15 protein-coding genes and 1 pseudogene are annotated in these 14,851 nt (G+C 69.5%); 8 read left to right on the plus strand and 8 right to left on the minus strand.

Features of this window, described 5'->3' with window-relative positions; translation table 11 throughout:
• Positions 1 to 6: 6 nt before the first annotated feature.
• The 4 genes and pseudogenes from PV734_RS34865 to PV734_RS34885 form a co-directional block, all read right to left on the minus strand.
• Positions 7 to 603, minus strand: a pseudogene (locus tag PV734_RS34865) (HAD family hydrolase); the annotation flags it as partial.
• A 19-nt stretch (positions 604 to 622) separates the two neighbouring features.
• On the minus strand, positions 623 to 973 hold the full coding sequence (locus PV734_RS34870) for a PRC-barrel domain containing protein (protein WP_319096175.1): 351 nt from the start codon (positions 971 to 973) through the stop codon (positions 623 to 625).
• Between the two features lie 1,355 nt (positions 974 to 2,328).
• On the minus strand, positions 2,329 to 2,487 hold the full coding sequence (locus PV734_RS34880) for a hypothetical protein (RefSeq protein ID WP_319096174.1): 159 nt from the start codon (positions 2,485 to 2,487) through the stop codon (positions 2,329 to 2,331).
• A gap of 67 nt (positions 2,488 to 2,554) precedes the next feature.
• Positions 2,555 to 4,075 (minus strand): catalase, encoded by a 1,521-nt coding sequence (locus PV734_RS34885; protein ID WP_319293465.1) that lies wholly within the window; start codon positions 4,073 to 4,075, stop codon positions 2,555 to 2,557.
• Between the two features lie 124 nt (positions 4,076 to 4,199).
• Here PV734_RS34885 and PV734_RS34890 point away from each other — a divergent pair, with 124 nt between their 5' ends.
• The 5 genes from PV734_RS34890 to PV734_RS34910 all read left to right on the plus strand — a co-directional run bounded on the left by PV734_RS34890 (position 4,200) and on the right by PV734_RS34910 (position 8,231).
• Positions 4,200 to 4,433 (plus strand): hypothetical protein, encoded by a 234-nt coding sequence (locus PV734_RS34890; protein WP_319096170.1) that lies wholly within the window; start codon positions 4,200 to 4,202, stop codon positions 4,431 to 4,433.
• Positions 4,434 to 4,810: 377 nt separating this feature from the next.
• Positions 4,811 to 5,638, plus strand: a complete 828-nt coding sequence (gene modA, locus PV734_RS34895; RefSeq protein WP_319096168.1) for a molybdate ABC transporter substrate-binding protein — start codon at positions 4,811 to 4,813, stop codon at positions 5,636 to 5,638.
• Positions 5,635 to 6,510, plus strand: a complete 876-nt coding sequence (gene modB, locus PV734_RS34900) for a molybdate ABC transporter permease subunit (protein ID WP_319096167.1) — start codon at positions 5,635 to 5,637, stop codon at positions 6,508 to 6,510. The genes modA and modB overlap by 4 nt, the downstream gene beginning before the upstream one ends.
• Entirely contained in the window at positions 6,507 to 7,592 is a 1,086-nt protein-coding gene (locus PV734_RS34905; RefSeq protein WP_319293466.1) for an ABC transporter ATP-binding protein, read from the plus strand. Before modB ends, PV734_RS34905 begins: the two co-directional genes overlap by 4 nt.
• Positions 7,593 to 7,811: 219 nt before the next feature.
• Positions 7,812 to 8,231 carry a TOBE domain-containing protein gene (locus PV734_RS34910; RefSeq protein ID WP_319096163.1) on the plus strand — a complete coding sequence of 140 codons (420 nt, stop codon included), beginning with the start codon at positions 7,812 to 7,814 and terminating at the stop codon, positions 8,229 to 8,231.
• 137 nt (positions 8,232 to 8,368) lie between these two features.
• Here the strand turns inward: PV734_RS34910 and PV734_RS34915 are convergent, their stop codons facing one another.
• Both PV734_RS34915 and PV734_RS34920 read right to left on the minus strand, forming a co-directional pair.
• Positions 8,369 to 8,974: a dihydrofolate reductase family protein gene (locus tag PV734_RS34915; RefSeq protein WP_319096161.1), complete on the minus strand. Its 606-nt coding sequence runs from the start codon at positions 8,972 to 8,974 to the stop codon at positions 8,369 to 8,371.
• A 298-nt stretch (positions 8,975 to 9,272) separates the two neighbouring features.
• Complete coding sequence (locus PV734_RS34920) at positions 9,273 to 9,989, minus strand: ferritin-like domain-containing protein (RefSeq protein WP_319096159.1); 717 nt, start codon at positions 9,987 to 9,989, stop codon at positions 9,273 to 9,275.
• An 844-nt stretch (positions 9,990 to 10,833) separates the two neighbouring features.
• Between PV734_RS34920 and PV734_RS34925 the strand changes: the two genes are divergently transcribed.
• Positions 10,834 to 11,817 carry an aldo/keto reductase gene (locus PV734_RS34925; protein ID WP_319096158.1) on the plus strand — a complete coding sequence of 328 codons (984 nt, stop codon included), beginning with the start codon at positions 10,834 to 10,836 and terminating at the stop codon, positions 11,815 to 11,817.
• 120 nt (positions 11,818 to 11,937) lie between these two features.
• Here the strand turns inward: PV734_RS34925 and PV734_RS34930 are convergent, their stop codons facing one another.
• Complete coding sequence (locus PV734_RS34930) at positions 11,938 to 12,873, minus strand: AraC family transcriptional regulator (protein WP_319293467.1); 936 nt, start codon at positions 12,871 to 12,873, stop codon at positions 11,938 to 11,940.
• A gap of 150 nt (positions 12,874 to 13,023) precedes the next feature.
• Between PV734_RS34930 and PV734_RS34935 the strand changes: the two genes are divergently transcribed.
• Together PV734_RS34935 and PV734_RS34940 are read left to right on the plus strand one after the other, a co-directional pair.
• Positions 13,024 to 13,419, plus strand: coding sequence for an MmcQ/YjbR family DNA-binding protein (locus tag PV734_RS34935; protein ID WP_319096156.1), 396 nt, complete (start codon positions 13,024 to 13,026; stop codon positions 13,417 to 13,419).
• Complete coding sequence (locus tag PV734_RS34940) at positions 13,416 to 13,784, plus strand: MmcQ/YjbR family DNA-binding protein (RefSeq protein ID WP_319096155.1); 369 nt, start codon at positions 13,416 to 13,418, stop codon at positions 13,782 to 13,784. The genes PV734_RS34935 and PV734_RS34940 overlap by 4 nt, the downstream gene beginning before the upstream one ends.
• Before the next feature lie 65 nt (positions 13,785 to 13,849).
• Here PV734_RS34940 and PV734_RS34945 read toward each other — a convergent pair whose 3' ends face one another.
• Complete coding sequence (locus PV734_RS34945; RefSeq protein WP_319096154.1) at positions 13,850 to 14,749, minus strand: alpha/beta hydrolase; 900 nt, start codon at positions 14,747 to 14,749, stop codon at positions 13,850 to 13,852.
• Positions 14,750 to 14,851: the final 102 nt, after the last annotated feature.

The raw sequence follows: 14,851 nt of genomic DNA on the forward strand, positions 1-14,851 counted from the left end.
TCTGGAGTCGAGGCTTTCGAGGAGGTCTGCAGAGTCGCGGTACACGGCCTGGGCGCCAGCGGTCTCCAGGTCCGCGGGTGGGATTCCGCCGGACAGCACCGCGACGGGCGTCACTCCGTCCCGTAGGGCCGCCTCCATGTCCCAGACGGTGTCGCCGACGAACACGGCCCGTTCACTGGGCACACCGGCGAACTCCCTGGCCTGCCGGACAGGATCGGGGGCGGGTTTGCCGTCGGCGACGTCGTCCGCGCCGGCCGCCCCGAGGAGGACGTCGTCCGCGCCGATGGCCCTCCGTGGCGCGGTGAGTTCCGCGCCGCTCGCCGAGGTCGCACGGACGATTCCCCAGCCCCGTCCGGCCGGCGTGCGCCGCAGGTCGCCCGCCGCGTCCAGCGCCGGCAGCCGCTCGAAGTACGTGGCGTAGAGGGCGTGGTGAGCCGCGACGAGTTGCTCGTCCTCATCGGGATCGCGGTCGTCGGAATCGCCGGGCAGCTGCTCCACGCCCCGGACGGAGAGGGTCCCGGACCGTGCGGGCGTCCAGGCCACCGGTGGGACCGCCGGGCACGGCGAAGGGCCGGCACCGGCAGAACGCCGGTGCCGGCCCACGTGTGCTGCCGAGTGACGGTCAGGCTCGGTGGTCCCCGTAGTAGCCGCCGACCTGCTCGTGGTAGCCGGGGTCACCGACGTGCTTGTCCTTGTCGAACTCGGGGGAGTTCTTGATCTCGTCCTTGGTGCGGCCGACATGGATCGTCCGCTCCGCGACGTCGATGGACGAGATGACACCGGCAGGGAGCAGAACCTGCTTGCCGAAGATCCACACTCCGGTGTCAACGACGATGTACGCGGCCCCGACATCCTCGGAGTGCTTGTCGACCTTGCCGATCGAGCCGTCGCTCGCCTCGACCTTGAATCCGACCAGGTCCGTCCCCGTCCGGTGGCCCGACTCGGCCGGGTAGCCCCACATATTGTCCGTCATACAAAAACCTCCCCTTGCAGTACGTGAATACCGAGGAAGCCCGTCCGATATTTCAGTGGGCGTCCCTCAGTGGGTCGAGTGCCCAGCGTTTCTCGTCCCACACAATTTTTTTTCGGTCCACGCATCCGTCGACACGACGGCCAACGCGACGGACGGTACGTAGCCAGCCCACCAGCGGTACCAACGGCCCTTCGCTCCACCGGTTTCGGCACTCCGGAAGACGAATCCCGGGAGTCGCGGAACGGCTGGCGAGACGGCGATCCACCACAGAACGTGAAGGGCCAATCCGGCGCCACCCAATATCAAGGCGAAGAGGAATGGCAAGAATCAACAAAGCCATATAGATTACCCTTTTCAAAGGGCCGTACTGCCCGCCTCACCATATGGTATGCGGGTGTTTTCCGGCCTCGCTTCCCCGGTATGGCGCCGCCCGTCCCGACCGGGACCTTCCGTCCGCCACAGGCGCCGATCCGGCCCTCGTGGCGGGCATCGGCGATGTCCAGGAACGCCCGGTCGACGCGGTCGGTCCGCATGGGACGGGCGAAGCGGGTTACTCGTGGGTCGTGCCGAGAACCAGGGCTGAGAACCGGCATGTTCGCGGTGGTCGCAGGTGCCGCCGCCCTCGTCAGGCGGGCTGCGCGTACCTGGTTCCCTCGATGGCTCCGCGCCCGGCGCCCGCACACATTCCGCGCGTACGGATCGGAGGCCCGGCCACCGGCATCCGTGTCACCGACCCAGCCGACCACGATGTCGTGGAGTTCCTGCGCCGCGCCGGTCCGGCGTTCGGTGAGGACGCCCTCGACAATCCGATGTGGACCGAATCGCGACCGTGCCCGCCCAGGTATCCAGGGAAGGGATTCCAGGGCGGGCTGTGGTCATGGCTGATCGTGCGGCACGAGGGGCACGGTTCAGCGGCGGCGCAGCATCAGGACGATAACGACGATGACAATGATGACGACGACGGTGCCCAGACCTATATACACGAGCTTCTCTTTCCTTCAGGGAGCAGCATCCATCGGTGCTGCGAAGAACCGGGTGCCCCCGTCAAAGCCTTTCAGCCCGCTCCAGTTGTTCTGTTGCCGCCCTGTGACATGCACCCGCAACTGCTGCCCGGTGTTGAAGTCCTCGGTTGCACATTTCTCCGCCACTTCCTCATAGTTCGACCCACCTACGGGCAGGCCGTAAAAGGTCGGGCCATGGTCTCCCCTTCGTCTGATGGACGGCCGGGGCCATAAATGCGCCGAAACAACAGTCACAGTGTTGGTTCAACACGAGAAGGAGCTGGAGGAGGAAGGGGCCGTCGGGTCGTCCCGCGTAGCCAGGAACGCGGGTGCCGGCGGAGGCGGTAGGCGTCGTCAGGAATTGTCTCCGGGCGGGAGATCGGTCTCGTCGTCGTCCTCGGCCTTGTCCCGGACGTCACGCGGTGTGGGTGCGATGACGTTCCGCTGCTCCGCGGACCGTTCACGCGTCTCCTCGTCGACCGGAGGTGTGTCGTCGTCACCGGGAGTCTTCATGGGGTTCCCCTCGCTCGGATTTCGGGTCTCAGGCTGTGTCGCTCGTCGTGCACGCAGCTGACGGTTTCTATGCCTTGTGCTGCATGGCGCGGCGCGCGGGGTTGCCCTGTTCCGCCGCCTTCGGATCCTTCTCGTGGGACTTCGCTCGCACGCCGTCGGCGATGCGCTTGCCGGTCGTCTCGTCGATGTTCGACCAGTACGCGAAGGCGCGTTCAAGGACGGGCTCGCTCACCCCGTTGAGGAGGTGGCCGACGACGTTGTCGACCAGGCGGTCGCGGGCCGCGTCGTCCATGACCTCGCGCACCAGGGTGCCCGGCTGTCCCCAGTCGTCGTCCTCCGGGTGGGACACGTACGCGGCACGAGTGATCTCGCCGTCCGCTTCCCAGCCGGGCGGGGTTCCGTAACGTGCTGTGTCGGCGGCCGGACCGCCCTTGGAGTTCGGGGCGTAGACCGGATCCGCCGTCTTGCGGTAGGCCATCGCTCCGTCCTTGGAGTAGGTGTGGACGTCGACGACGGGCGCGTTGACCGGAAGTTGCTGATAGTTGACGCCGATCCGGTGGCGATGCGCGTCCCCGTACGAGAACAGGCGGGCCAGGAGCATCCTGTCCGGACTCGGCCCGATGCCGGGGACCAGGTTGTTCGGCTGGAAGGCCGCCTGCTCGATCTCGGCGTGGTTGTCCGTCGGGTTGCGGTCGAGCGTCATACGGCCGACCGGGATGAGCGGGTAGTCGCTGTGCGGCCACACCTTGGTGAGGTCGAACGGGTTGAACCGATAGCTCGCGGCGTCCTCGTACGGCATGACCTGCACGTGGAGGGTCCAGCTGGGACAGTCCCCGTCACGGATGTGCTCGAAGAGGTCACGCGTGTGGTAGTCCGTGTCGACGGCGACCATCTGGTCGGCTTCGTGCTGGGTGAAGAACTCGATGCCCTGGTCGGTCTTGAAGTGGTACTTCACCCAGAACCGCTCGCCGTCGGCGTTGATCCACATGTACGTGTGGGACGAGTACCCGTTCATGTGACGCCACGTCCGCGGAATTCCGCGGTCGCCCATCAGCCAGGTGACCTGGTGGGCGGATTCCGGGGAGAGCGTCCAGAAGTCCCATTGCATGTCGTGGTCGCGCAGGTTGTTGTCCGCGCGGCGCTTCTGGGACCGGATGAAATGCTGGAATTTCATCGGATCCTTGATGAAGAAGACCGGCGTGTTGTTGCCGACCATGTCGTAATTGCCTGCGCTGGTGTAGAGCTTCACCGCGAAACCACGCGGGTCGCGCCAGGTGTCCGGGCTGCCACGCTCCCCCGCCACGGTCGAGAACCGGATGAGCAGGTCGGTGCGCGTGCCCGGCTGGAACACGGCCGCCTTGGTGTAGGCGCTCACGTCGTGGCTCACTTCGAAGTGACCGAAGGCGCCACTCCCTTTCGCATGCGGCTGGCGCTCGGGAATGCGCTCCCGGTTGAACTGAGCCATCTGCTCGATCAGGTAGGCGTCCTGCAGTAGGACCGGCCCCCCAGGTCCAACGGTCAGTGAGTGCTCGTCGCTCTCCACCGGAGCGCCCGAGTCGGTTGTGGTGGCGGGGCGGATCTCTGTCATGACACTCCTTCTGCCGACTGTCGACGGGTTTCACGGTCGTCGCGCGGGACGGGCACACGCCGGAACGCGCCGCGCATCGGGCCGACAAGCCGGCTTCGGTGTCGCCGGCCCTCCCGAGGCCCACATGCCGCGTGACCCCGAGCGGCCGCGTCAAACATCGTCCATCGTCCGGGCCACAGCCGCGCCCGGCCGCCGCTTCGACCTGGTGATCACCAACCCGCCCTACGTGCCCAAGTCGGCGACGCGCCGCCCCGGGGGCCCGTCAGGGCCTGGGACGCCGGAAGGGACGGCCGGCCGGACGACGGAGCGGCCGACGGAACCGGAGGAGCTGGTGGTGGTCCGTGCCGAACACGCCTGAACACCCCTGTCGCGTCCCGCGTCCTCGTGCGTGTCCAGCGCGACGGGCCGCACTCGGATGCCCTGCGACGGCCAGACATCGCAGGTCACGGCGTCGGCTGGTCTCTTCCGGGACATCTGATCGGCGTATACCGCCACCTTCCCTCCGACCCGCGTGAACGCGGGCCCGGAGAAGGTGCGGCGGCCTCCTCCGGGACTTGCTGCTCCAGGATTCCGGCCATGATACAAACGCACATGCCAGCCTGATGGATCAGGATTCCGGCTCATGCGATGCCACAGCAGACTACGGCCTTGCACATGCGGCAATATGATCGGTGTGTGGGCAAGGCCGTGAGGCCGTAGTCGGGTCCGTCAGGACCTTGAGGGAGTGGACCCGTGATGACCCGTTCCGTACGCCGGACCCGTCGGATACTGCAGGTGACCGGTGTGGGCGCCGCCGCACTGCTGACCCTGAGCGCCTGCTCGTCCTCCGACGACTCCTCGTCGGCGAAGTCGGGCTCCGCCGCGTCGGGATCCTCCTCGCCGAAGCTGTCCGGAACGGTGACGGTGTTCGCCGCGGCCTCGCTCAAGGAGAGTTTCACGACCCTGGGCAAGGAGTTCGAGAAGGCCCACCCCGGCACCGAGGTCACCTTCAGCTTCGGCGGCAGCGACACACTCGCGGCGAGCATCACCGGCGGCGCCCCCGCCGACGTCTTCGCCTCCGCCAGCCCCAAGACCATGGCGATGGTGACCGACAAGAAGGACGCGGTCGGCACCCCCGCCACCTTCGTCCGCAACCAGCTGGAGATAGCCACCCTGCCGGGCAACCCCGACAAGATCTCCTCCCTCAGGGACCTGACCAAGTCCTCCCTGAAGGTCGTGCTGTGCGACAAGTCGGTGCCCTGTGGCGCCGCCGCCCAGAAGACGCTGGACGCCGGAAAGCTGAAGCTCACCCCCGTCTCCTACGAGCAGGACGTCAAGTCCGCCCTCAACAAGGTGGTGTTGAAGGAGGCCGACGCCGCCGTCGTCTACCGGACCGATGTGAAGGCGGCGGGCAGCAAGGTGACGGGCGTGGAGTTCCCCGAGTCCGCCGTCGCCGTCAACGCCTACCCGATCACCCTCCTCAAGGACGCGCCCAACGCGGAGGCGGCCAAGGCGTTCATCGCGCTGGTGCGGTCCGCCGAAGGCCAGAGTGTTTTGACCGAAGCCGGATTCCTCAAGCCGTGACCTCTCCCTCCCCGGAGCCCTCCCCGGAGAGGGCCGGCGCCGCGGACACCCTCACGGGTGGCCCGCGGCGCCACCGTGTCCTCAAGGGTGTGCGCGGGGGCGTTCCGCTGCCTCTCCTGCTACCCGCGCTGCTCGGCCTGGCGTTCCTCGTGCTGCCGCTCGTCGCCCTGCTCATCAGGACCCCGTGGCGGAGCATGCCCGACCTGCTGACCAGCACCGAGGTGTGGCAGGCGCTCCAACTGTCCCTCGTCTGCGCGACGGCGGCGACCGCGGTGAGCCTGGTGCTCGGGGTGCCGCTGGCCTGGCTGCTCGCCCGGGTCGAGTTCCCGGGACGCGGTCTCGTACGGGCACTGGTCACCCTGCCGCTAGTCCTGCCGCCCGTCGTCGGGGGTGTGGCCCTGCTGATGGCGCTCGGACGCAACGGGGTCGTGGGGAAGTGGCTGGACTCCTGGTTCGGCGTCACCCTGCCCTTCACCACAGCGGGTGTCGTCATCGCCGAAGCCTTCGTCGCCATGCCGTTCCTGGTCATCAGCGTCGAGGGCACCCTGCGCGCCGCCGACCCGCGATACGAGGAGGCGGCGGCCACCCTGGGCGCCTCCCGCTTCACCGCGTTCCGCCGGGTCACCCTGCCCCTCATCGCCCCCGGCGTCGCGGCCGGCGCGGTACTGGCCTGGGCCAGGGCGCTCGGCGAGTTCGGCGCGACGATCACCTTCGCCGGCAATTTCCCCGGCCGCACCCAGACCATGCCGCTGTCGGTCTACCTCGCCCTCCAGAACGACCCGGAGGCGGCCATCGCCCTCAGCCTGGTCCTGCTCGCCGTGTCGATCGCGGTACTGGCCGGCCTACGAGACCGCTGGGTGACCGCCTCATGACCGACATCGACAAGGCCGCCGCAGTCGCTCCCGTACTCACGGACGAAGGGCTCGACGCCCGGTTGGTGGTCGAGCGCGGTTCCTTCCGGCTGGACGTGACACTGAGCGCGGCGCCCGGTGACGTGGTCGCCCTGCTGGGCCCCAACGGCGCCGGCAAGACCACCGCCCTGCGCGCACTGGCCGGGCTCGTCCCCATCACCGGCGGCCGTCTACGGCTGGACGGCGAGCAGTTGGACCGTACGCCGCCGGAGTCCCGTCCGGTGGGCGTCGTCTTCCAGGACTACCTGCTCTTTCCCCACCTGACCGCGCTGGACAACGTGGCGTTCGGGCCGCGCTGTCACGGCGCCACCAGGACGCAGGCTCGCGCCGAGGCGGCCCGGTGGCTGGAGCGTATGGGCCTGACCGACCACGCCGGGGCCAAACCCCGCCGCCTCTCCGGCGGCCAGGCCCAACGCGTCGCCCTCGCCCGAGCCCTGGCCACCCAGCCCCGCCTGCTGCTCCTCGACGAACCGCTCGCCGCCCTCGACGCCCGCACCCGCCTCGACATCCGGGCCCAACTCCGCCACCATCTGGCCGACTTCGAGGCCGTCGCCGTACTGGTGACCCACGACCCCCTGGACGCCATGGTCCTGGCCGACCACCTCGTCGTCATCGAGGACGGCCGCATCGTCCAGGAGGGCACCCCCGCACACATCGCCCGTCACCCCCGCACCGACTACATCGCCCATCTGGTCGGCCTGAACCTCTACCGCGGAGAAGCCGAAGGCCACACGGCCCGCCTCGACTCCGGCACCGGGATCACGACCGGGGAGTACCTCACCGGTCCAGTCTTCGTCGCCTTCCCGCCGAGCGCCGTCACCCTGTTCCGGGAGCGCCCCACCGGCTCCAGCGCCCGCAATGTCTGGCGCTGCGAAGTGGCCGGCCTGGAGATCCACGGCGACCAGATCCGCGCCGACCTCACCGGCGAACTCCCCCTCGCCGCCGACCTCACCACCCTCGCCGCCGCAGAACTCGACCTGCGCCCCGGCACCACGGTGTGGGCGACGGTGAAGGCGACCCAGACGCACGCGTATCCCGCCTGAGAGAGCCCATCGAAATCGCCGAACCCGTCGAATCCGTCGAACCCTCCAAACCCGTTGAACCCGTCGAAGCGGATGTGCGAGCTGCCGTACGGTCTTGAGCTCGCTATTGCGACGACGTGCACGCGCGTGCACGCGGGGTGGCCCGCCCTCGGACTACCGTGGGCCCCACAGCACCCCCAAAGGTGAACAAAACACCCGAACCCTGCGAGGCGTCCCACCATGAGCCTGAGCATCCGCAACCAGCTTCCCGGCACCGTCACCACCGTCACCCCGGGGGAGGTCATGGCGACGGTCAGGGTCCGCCTCGACGGCGGCCAGGACGTCACCGCCGCCATCACCCTGGACGCCGTCAAGGACCTCGGCCTCTCCGCAGGCTCCGTCGTGCGCACCCTGGTCAAGGCCACCGAGGTCTCGCTGGCCACCGGCCCGGTGGAGGGCCTGTCCATCCGCAACCGGCTCACCGGCACGGTGCGCGAGGTCGCCACGGGTGCTGCCATGGCCTCCGTTCGGGTCTCCGTCGACGGCGGCGAACTGACCGCCGCCATCACCATGGACGCGGTCACCGACCTCGGCCTCACCGAAGGCTCCGCCGTCACCGCCCTGATCAAGTCGACAGAGGTCTCGCTCGCGACCGTCTGAGCAACCTGAGGCACAGGGGGGCCAGGACGTGACAAGCGCCGGCCCGGACGCACGCCGCGCCGTATCCCGCCGGGCCGGCGCCTCGTCCAGGGCCGGCCCGCCTCGCGCCCGTCTCGCACTACGCACTTCCGCCCGGCCTAGTAACTGTCGTAGCTGGGCTTACCGTTCGTCCGGTAGACGCCGACAACGGTGCCGCCCTTCGTCGTCGAGACGCTGACCGGCTCCAGCGCGGTCGGGATCGCTCCGTCGGCGAACAACCGCTTGCCGGTGCCGATGATCACCGGATGGATGGTCAGCCGGAACTCGTCGACGAGGCCGTGCCGCATCAGGGTCTGGGCGAGGTCACCGCTGCCGACGACGTTGATGTCACCCCCGTCGGACGCCTTCAGCTCGCGTACGGCATCGACGACATCACCCTCCAGCAGCGTCGAGTTCTGCCACTCGACGGATGTCAGGGTCCGGGACGCCACGTACTTGTCCATGCCGTTCATCCGTGCGGTGAACGGGTTACCGGGATCGGCGGTCGGCCAGTACGACGCGAAGATCTCGTAGGTCTTGCGGCCGAGCAGCATCGCGTCGGACTCCTCGTACCAGCCGGCGATGGCCGCGCCCACCTCGTCGTCGTCCACCGGCTTCTGCCAGCCGCCGTGCTCGAAGCCGCTCTCGGCGTCCTCGTCCGGACCGCCCGGCGCCTGCATCACGCCGTCCAGCGTCAGGAACGTACAAACAATGATCTCGCGCATGGTGCGCCCCTTTCGTCGACAGGTAGACCGCACAAGCCTCGGAAACTCATCGGCTGAACAGCACGGTCGTGGACGAAGCCGTCGCCCTCCTGCTCACCCGCTATCGCGCCGGATCCTGAACCCCGGACCACCGGTTCACGCTGCCCGGACCCCGATACGTCCCTCTCCGTCCCTCTCCAAAGGAAGGACGGACGCGGTGTCGGGAGACCGACCGTGGGGCCCCGGAACGTGCTGACCGGCAGTGATCGGCCAGGTAGGAGTCCTGCTGTCCATTTCGGCCGTGTCTCGGCCGACCCTCTCATTCGAAGCCATCGGCCCCGAGGATCGCCGCGACCACCGGACCGCCCGACCTCAGCACGTCCGCCACGAAACGTCCTCGCCCGACCCCGAGCCCGCGCAGTGCCCGCCCGTGGTCGGCGGCCACGACCAGAACCGCGCCGATGAGCATCACCCGCCAGCCCACCAGCAGCGGCCGCCGGGCCGCGCGCGGCAGCTCCGCGACCGACGTGCGCAGCCACGCGCAGTGGAACGGGACGTGCCGCTCCTCATCCGCCAGGATGCGGTCGGCGACCTCCGACGTCAGCGGATCGTCGGTCCCGTCACGCAGCGCCCGGTAGTAGCGCAGGGCCACCACCTCCGCGACCATCAGGAGCAGCAGCTCCGTCCGTAGTCCCGGCACGCGACGCAGTCGCGCGAACGCGGTGTCGCTCCAGTGCCCGGCCCGCGTCGTCGCCCCGCCCGCCTTGAGCAGCAGGGCGAGGAGCCTCGCGTGGTTCTTCTCCTCGGCGATGAACAGCCGCAGCGCTGCCGCGTACTCCGGATCGCCCGCCGCGTCCGCCTTGGCGAACAGGGCCGAGCTGTCGCCGTCCTCGCCGGCCTGGAATCGCTGGATGCTCGCCCGCACCGCCGGGGGCAGTGAGGCACCCGACTCCCAGCGTGGGTCGGGCCGGGCTGCGCGGCGGTCCCGTTCGGTCTCGAAGTGACGGGCCCATTCGGCGAATCCCGATGCACTCATGCCGCCCTCTTCCATCCCCCGCCCCGCCTGGACGGGGCGGGGTCTCCTCGGTCGTGGGGACGCGGCGAGGGGTGGCACAGTTCCCGTCCGGAACCCGCCACCCGAAGCGGCGGACGGCGATCCCGGTGATCGTCCTGCCTGCCGGACCGGCAACGCGGGGGCACCGGAGGGTGTGCGGGTCGAACCGGTCGAGGTCGTTCGCCACCCACCAGCCCATGTCGTCGCCGGCCATGCTCAGCAGCACGTCGACATCGCGGTGCGCGCCCGAGGCGAGGACGTCCATCGGGTGGGCGTGCACCACCGCGCCGGGCTGCCCCCGGTCCAGGACGACGCCGGTGGCCTTGTCGTCCACCCCGCCCCGGACTCCGAGATCCGTCGGGGCGACCTTCGGGGGCCCACACGTTCAGGTTCAGACAGTCCTCGCCCATCCCGCTGTCCGCTTCCAGCCAGTCACCGCTGTCGGGCTGGACGGAGACGACGCCTTCACGGTCGTAGGGCAGGCCCGGATCGAAGTCCGCGACCACGGGACGGCCGTACCGCTCGGCGGTGGCGTAAGAGATCCCCCACCAGGAACGCACCCCCCGGTGCGGTGGGGGCCTTGGGAGCGGAGTCGGTCATGACGTCGGATTCCTTCCGGCTGGGTTCGGGTCCCTCGCGCGGTGTGTCGTCGGTCGGCGGCCGGTCGCCCCGCGGCTCGTTGCTGGCCCCTTCTCGCACCGCGAGCCGCCCGGGCGGCCTGGGGTCCTGCCGCCGGCATCACCTGACCGAACCGTTTGGTTTGCCGCTGAGCGGTGACCGGCGTACGCTAAAACCGAACTGTTTGGTTTGACATGAGGAGCTCCACATGCACGACAGGACACTCGGCACCCAGGGCCTGACCGCCTCGGCGATCGGCTACGGCTCGATGGGCCTGACCATGGCCTACGGCCCCGGTGACGAGGAGGCGGGCATCGCCGCCATCCGGCGCGCCCATGACCTGGGCGTCACCTTCATCGACACCGCCGAGCTCTACGGCTGGGGCACCGGCTCCAACGAGATCCTGGTCGGCAAGGCGGTCAGGGACTTCCGCGACGAGGTGGTCCTGGCCACCAAGTTCGGCTTCGACATGTCCGACCTCTCCCAGGGATTCGGCCTCAACAGCCGCCCCGACAACATCCGCAAGGTCGCCGACAACAGCCTGCGCTACCTGGGCGTCGACCAGATCGACGTCTTCTATCAGCACCGGGTTGACCCGAATGTGCCGATCGAGGAGGTCGCGGGGACGGTGAAGGAGCTGATCGACGCGGGCAAGGTGAAGTACTTCGGCCTGAGCGAGGCGGGCCCGGAGACGATCCGCAAGGCGCACGCCGTCCAGCCGGTCTCTGTCCTGCAGACCGAGTACTCGCTGTTCGAGCGCGAGGTCGAGCAGCTCTTCCCGCTCCTGAAGGAGCTCGGCATCGGCTTCGTCCCCTACTCTCCCCTCGGTCGCGGTTTCATCACCGGTACCGCGAAGCCCGCCGGCACGTACGACGCCACCGACATGCGCAACACCGACCCGCGCTGGCAGCCCGGCAACTTCGAGAAGAACGTCGAAGCCGTCGAGCGACTCGGCCGGCTGGCCGCCGCCAGGGGCATCACCGTCTCCCAGCTCGCCCTGGCCTGGCTGCTCGCGCAGGGCGAGCACATCGTCCCGATCCCGGGCACCCGGAGCACGGCCCGTATGGAGGAGAACGCCCACGCGGCCGACGTCACCCTCACCGAGGCCGACCTCGCCGCGATCCACGAGATCCTCCCGACCGGCGGATTCGGCGCCCGCTATGCCGAAGAGCACATCCCCAACTGGGTCTGACCACACCCTGAGGGGGCCTACGGATCGCCTGAGGGGGTCTACGGATAGATCGGAAGCCCCCCGGCATGGGCGCCCGTCGCCCTGACGGTCAGGGGTGCTCGGGCCGCCGCCGCGCTCCGCTCACGGGTGGGTCGTGACGTCGCGGGCCGCGAAGGCGGCCGGGGTGAGGCCGGTGCGGTCACGGAAGAAGCGGCCGAAGTTCGCGGGATCGGTGAACCCGAGGTAAGCGGCCACCGTCCGGGCATCCCACCGGGCGTCCCCCAGCAGACGCCGGGCTTCCAGGAGGCGCCGTTCGTCGATGACCTCACGTACCCCCTTGCCCGTGGCCTCCCGGGCGGCGCGGCTGAGGGTACGGACCGAGCAGCCGAGCAACTCGGCGTAGTCCGCGGCTCGATACAGTTCGCGGAAGTGCAGTTCCAAGGCGTCCAGGAAACGTACGTACCTGTCGGCAGGGCCCGTGCCGACCGTGGCCGTGCCGACGGGTGCGACGCCCGGGGCGTTGGCCAGGCGCAGCAGCAGGGATTCGAGCAGGCTGCGGCGCAGGGCATGGTGGATGTCGAGAGGGCGGCGCCCGAGTGCGCGGTGTTCGTCCAGGAGTTGGAGAGCCGTCCGATGGAGCCAGGTGGCGTCGTCGGGGTGCGGGCTCAGCACGGGTGGGGCCTCGTGCGCGGTGAGCGGGGCCAGGAGACGGGCGAGTTCGGGCCGCAGTACGTCCGGTTCGAACAGGATGAACGGGCCGCGGGCGGCGCCGGGCGGATGCCAGCACTGGGCGTGCCCTGGACGTACCCACAGCCACTGGCCTGGGGCGACGGTCCGCGTGACGTGGTCGACGTCGTGCCGCAGCTCACCCTCGGTGACCGCGATGAGGTAGTGGAAGGTGGCACGGCCGGGACGGGGCGGGTTCCACGGCCAGTCGTCGTGCTGGGCGAAGAAGTCCTCGACGGTACTCACCTCAAGCCCGTAGGGAGTGCCGACCGGGGGCTGGAAACCGTACAGCGGGACCACGGCCTGTCCGGCCCGCCCGCTCGGCCTGGGGTGTCGCTTGTCGACCATCACGTGTCCGCAGCCTACTGCCCTTCTCCGTCTGTTCCGGGGAGAGGATGGGCTGTGCCGCCGCGACCGTGCGGCGTGCCCTCCGCGCATCCTCCGCGCCGTCCGCGTCCTTCGATGCCACAGCCCGTCATCGTCCGAGAAAGGCCACGCCCCATGAACGGATCGGCCCTGCACAGGAGCGCGGCCCTCCGCGCGGAGGGACTCCCCGGAGCCCGGCTGGAGCATCCCTTCGGCCCGGACTGGGAGGTGTTCAAGGTGCGCGGCAAGGTGTTCATGCTGATGACCGAGGTCCCGGGGCGTCCCGTGGTGATCCTCAAGGCGGACCCCGGCGAGGCCCACGCCCTGCGGGAGCAGTACCGCCACATCACGCCCGGCTACCACATGAACAAGAAGCACTGGATCACGCTGGAGGGCGGGGAAGGCGTCGACGAGGCGCTCGTCGGGGAACTCGTCACCGAGTCCTACCGGCTCGTCGTCGCCCGCCTGCCCAGGGCCGAGCAGCCCGTCGACCCGCACACCTTCGGCACCGGCACCCGGGCGGCCCGGTGAACGCGGCCGGCGACCGGCTCCAGGACACCGCCCGCCGGGCCGCCCTGGCCCTGCCCGACGTCAGCCACGGCTACCCCTTCACTCCCGGTCTCGACGTGTACAAGGTCGCGGGCAAGGTGTTCCTGATCGTCACCGAGGACCCGGACGAGCAGATCATCACGGTCAGGTGCGAACCCGAACACGCCCGCACCCACGTGCACGACCACGCCTCGATCACACCGGGCCGCTACCTCGACAAACGCCACTGGATCTCGCTGGGGCCGGGACCCGGCATCACCGAGCGGCTGGTCACCGACGCGGTCGAGGACTCCTACGACCTGGCCGTCGAGCGACTGCCGCGACGCGACCGCCCCGGGGCTCGCTGAACGCCACGCGCTTCCCGCGAACGACTGAGACCGCGCCTGATGGTGCCCTGACCGGCGTCAGTCGCTCAGTGCTGTGAGCTCAGGGCGGCGCGCAGGGTGGTGGCCATCAGGCCGATGGCCTCCTTGCCTTCCGCTGCGGGGCCCGCGTGGGTGAAGTAGTGGTCGACGGCCTCGAAGACGCGGTGGGTGACGGGGACACCCGCGGCCTCCAGTGCCTTGGCGTAGGCGGCGCCCTCTTCGTGCAGGCGGTCGTTCCGCGCGGTGATGACCAGGGCGGGCGGCAGTCCGGCGAGGTCGTCGGCGAGTCCGGGCGAGACGAGCGGATCGGTGAGGTCCGCGGGGTCCGGGACGTAGGCGGCGGTGAAGATCCGCATGAGCTGGGGCGTGAGCAGCGGCTTGGCGATGGGGGAACGCTTCGTGGCCGGGTCGGCGAGTTGGTCGAACAGCGCCGAGTCGAGGAGCTGGAGCCGGGGCGTGAAGGTGCCGCGGTCCCGTGCCGTGCGGCAGACCGCGGCGGTCAGGTTGGCCCCGGCGCTGTGTCCCCCCACGGCGAGTCGCGAGCCGTCCCAGTCGTGTGCCTCGCCGTTCTCGGCGACCCACGCGGTGACGTCGTACGCCTGGGTGACGGGAGCGGGGAACGGATGCTGCGGGGCCACGGCGTAGTCCACGTTGATCACGACGCAGCCGGCCTCGGCCGCTATGTAGCGGCAGATGTGGTCGTCCTGCTCGTGGCGGGCGACCACGAAGCCGCCGCCGTGCAGGTTGACGTACACGGGTGCGGGGCTCTCGGTGCCGACCGGCGGACGGTAGACGGTACACGTCACCGGGCCGGCGCCGGTCTCCACCCGGAGGGTTTCCGTGCGCTTCGGGATGTCGGTGAAGCGCAGGTCCTTGTGCACACGGGACATCACGCGGCCGAACAGCAGCTGGATCGCTCTGGCCTGGATTCCGGGGCTGAATGGCATGGCTCGGTCACCCATCACTGCAACTTTGAACTATCAGGATTCCTGATAATGAACGCTCCTCCCGAATCGCGCAATGGGGAACAGGAACCGAGTTCAGGGGTG

Source organism: Streptomyces sp. AK08-02 (assembly GCF_033795085.1).
Lineage (GTDB): Bacteria > Actinomycetota > Actinomycetes > Streptomycetales > Streptomycetaceae > Streptomyces > Streptomyces echiniscabiei.

Bases quoted from the DNA above. Each gene is read 5' to 3' on its own strand.
- PV734_RS34870 (WP_319096175.1), bottom strand. From the start codon at position 973: ATGACGGACAATATGTGGGGCTACCCGGCCGAGTCGGGCCACCGGACG.
- PV734_RS34880 (WP_319096174.1), bottom strand. From the start codon at position 2,487: ATGAAGACTCCCGGTGACGACGACACACCTCCGGTCGACGAGGAGACG.
- PV734_RS34885 (WP_319293465.1), bottom strand. From the start codon at position 4,075: ATGACAGAGATCCGCCCCGCCACCACAACCGACTCGGGCGCTCCGGTG.
- PV734_RS34890 (WP_319096170.1), top strand. From the start codon at position 4,200: ATGCCGCGTGACCCCGAGCGGCCGCGTCAAACATCGTCCATCGTCCGG.
- modA (WP_319096168.1), top strand. From the start codon at position 4,811: ATGACCCGTTCCGTACGCCGGACCCGTCGGATACTGCAGGTGACCGGT.
- PV734_RS34905 (WP_319293466.1), top strand. From the start codon at position 6,507: ATGACCGACATCGACAAGGCCGCCGCAGTCGCTCCCGTACTCACGGAC.
- PV734_RS34910 (WP_319096163.1), top strand. From the start codon at position 7,812: ATGAGCCTGAGCATCCGCAACCAGCTTCCCGGCACCGTCACCACCGTC.
- PV734_RS34915 (WP_319096161.1), bottom strand. From the start codon at position 8,974: ATGCGCGAGATCATTGTTTGTACGTTCCTGACGCTGGACGGCGTGATG.
- PV734_RS34920 (WP_319096159.1), bottom strand. From the start codon at position 9,989: ATGAGTGCATCGGGATTCGCCGAATGGGCCCGTCACTTCGAGACCGAA.
- PV734_RS34925 (WP_319096158.1), top strand. From the start codon at position 10,834: ATGCACGACAGGACACTCGGCACCCAGGGCCTGACCGCCTCGGCGATC.
- PV734_RS34935 (WP_319096156.1), top strand. From the start codon at position 13,024: ATGAACGGATCGGCCCTGCACAGGAGCGCGGCCCTCCGCGCGGAGGGA.
- PV734_RS34945 (WP_319096154.1), bottom strand. From the start codon at position 14,749: ATGCCATTCAGCCCCGGAATCCAGGCCAGAGCGATCCAGCTGCTGTTC.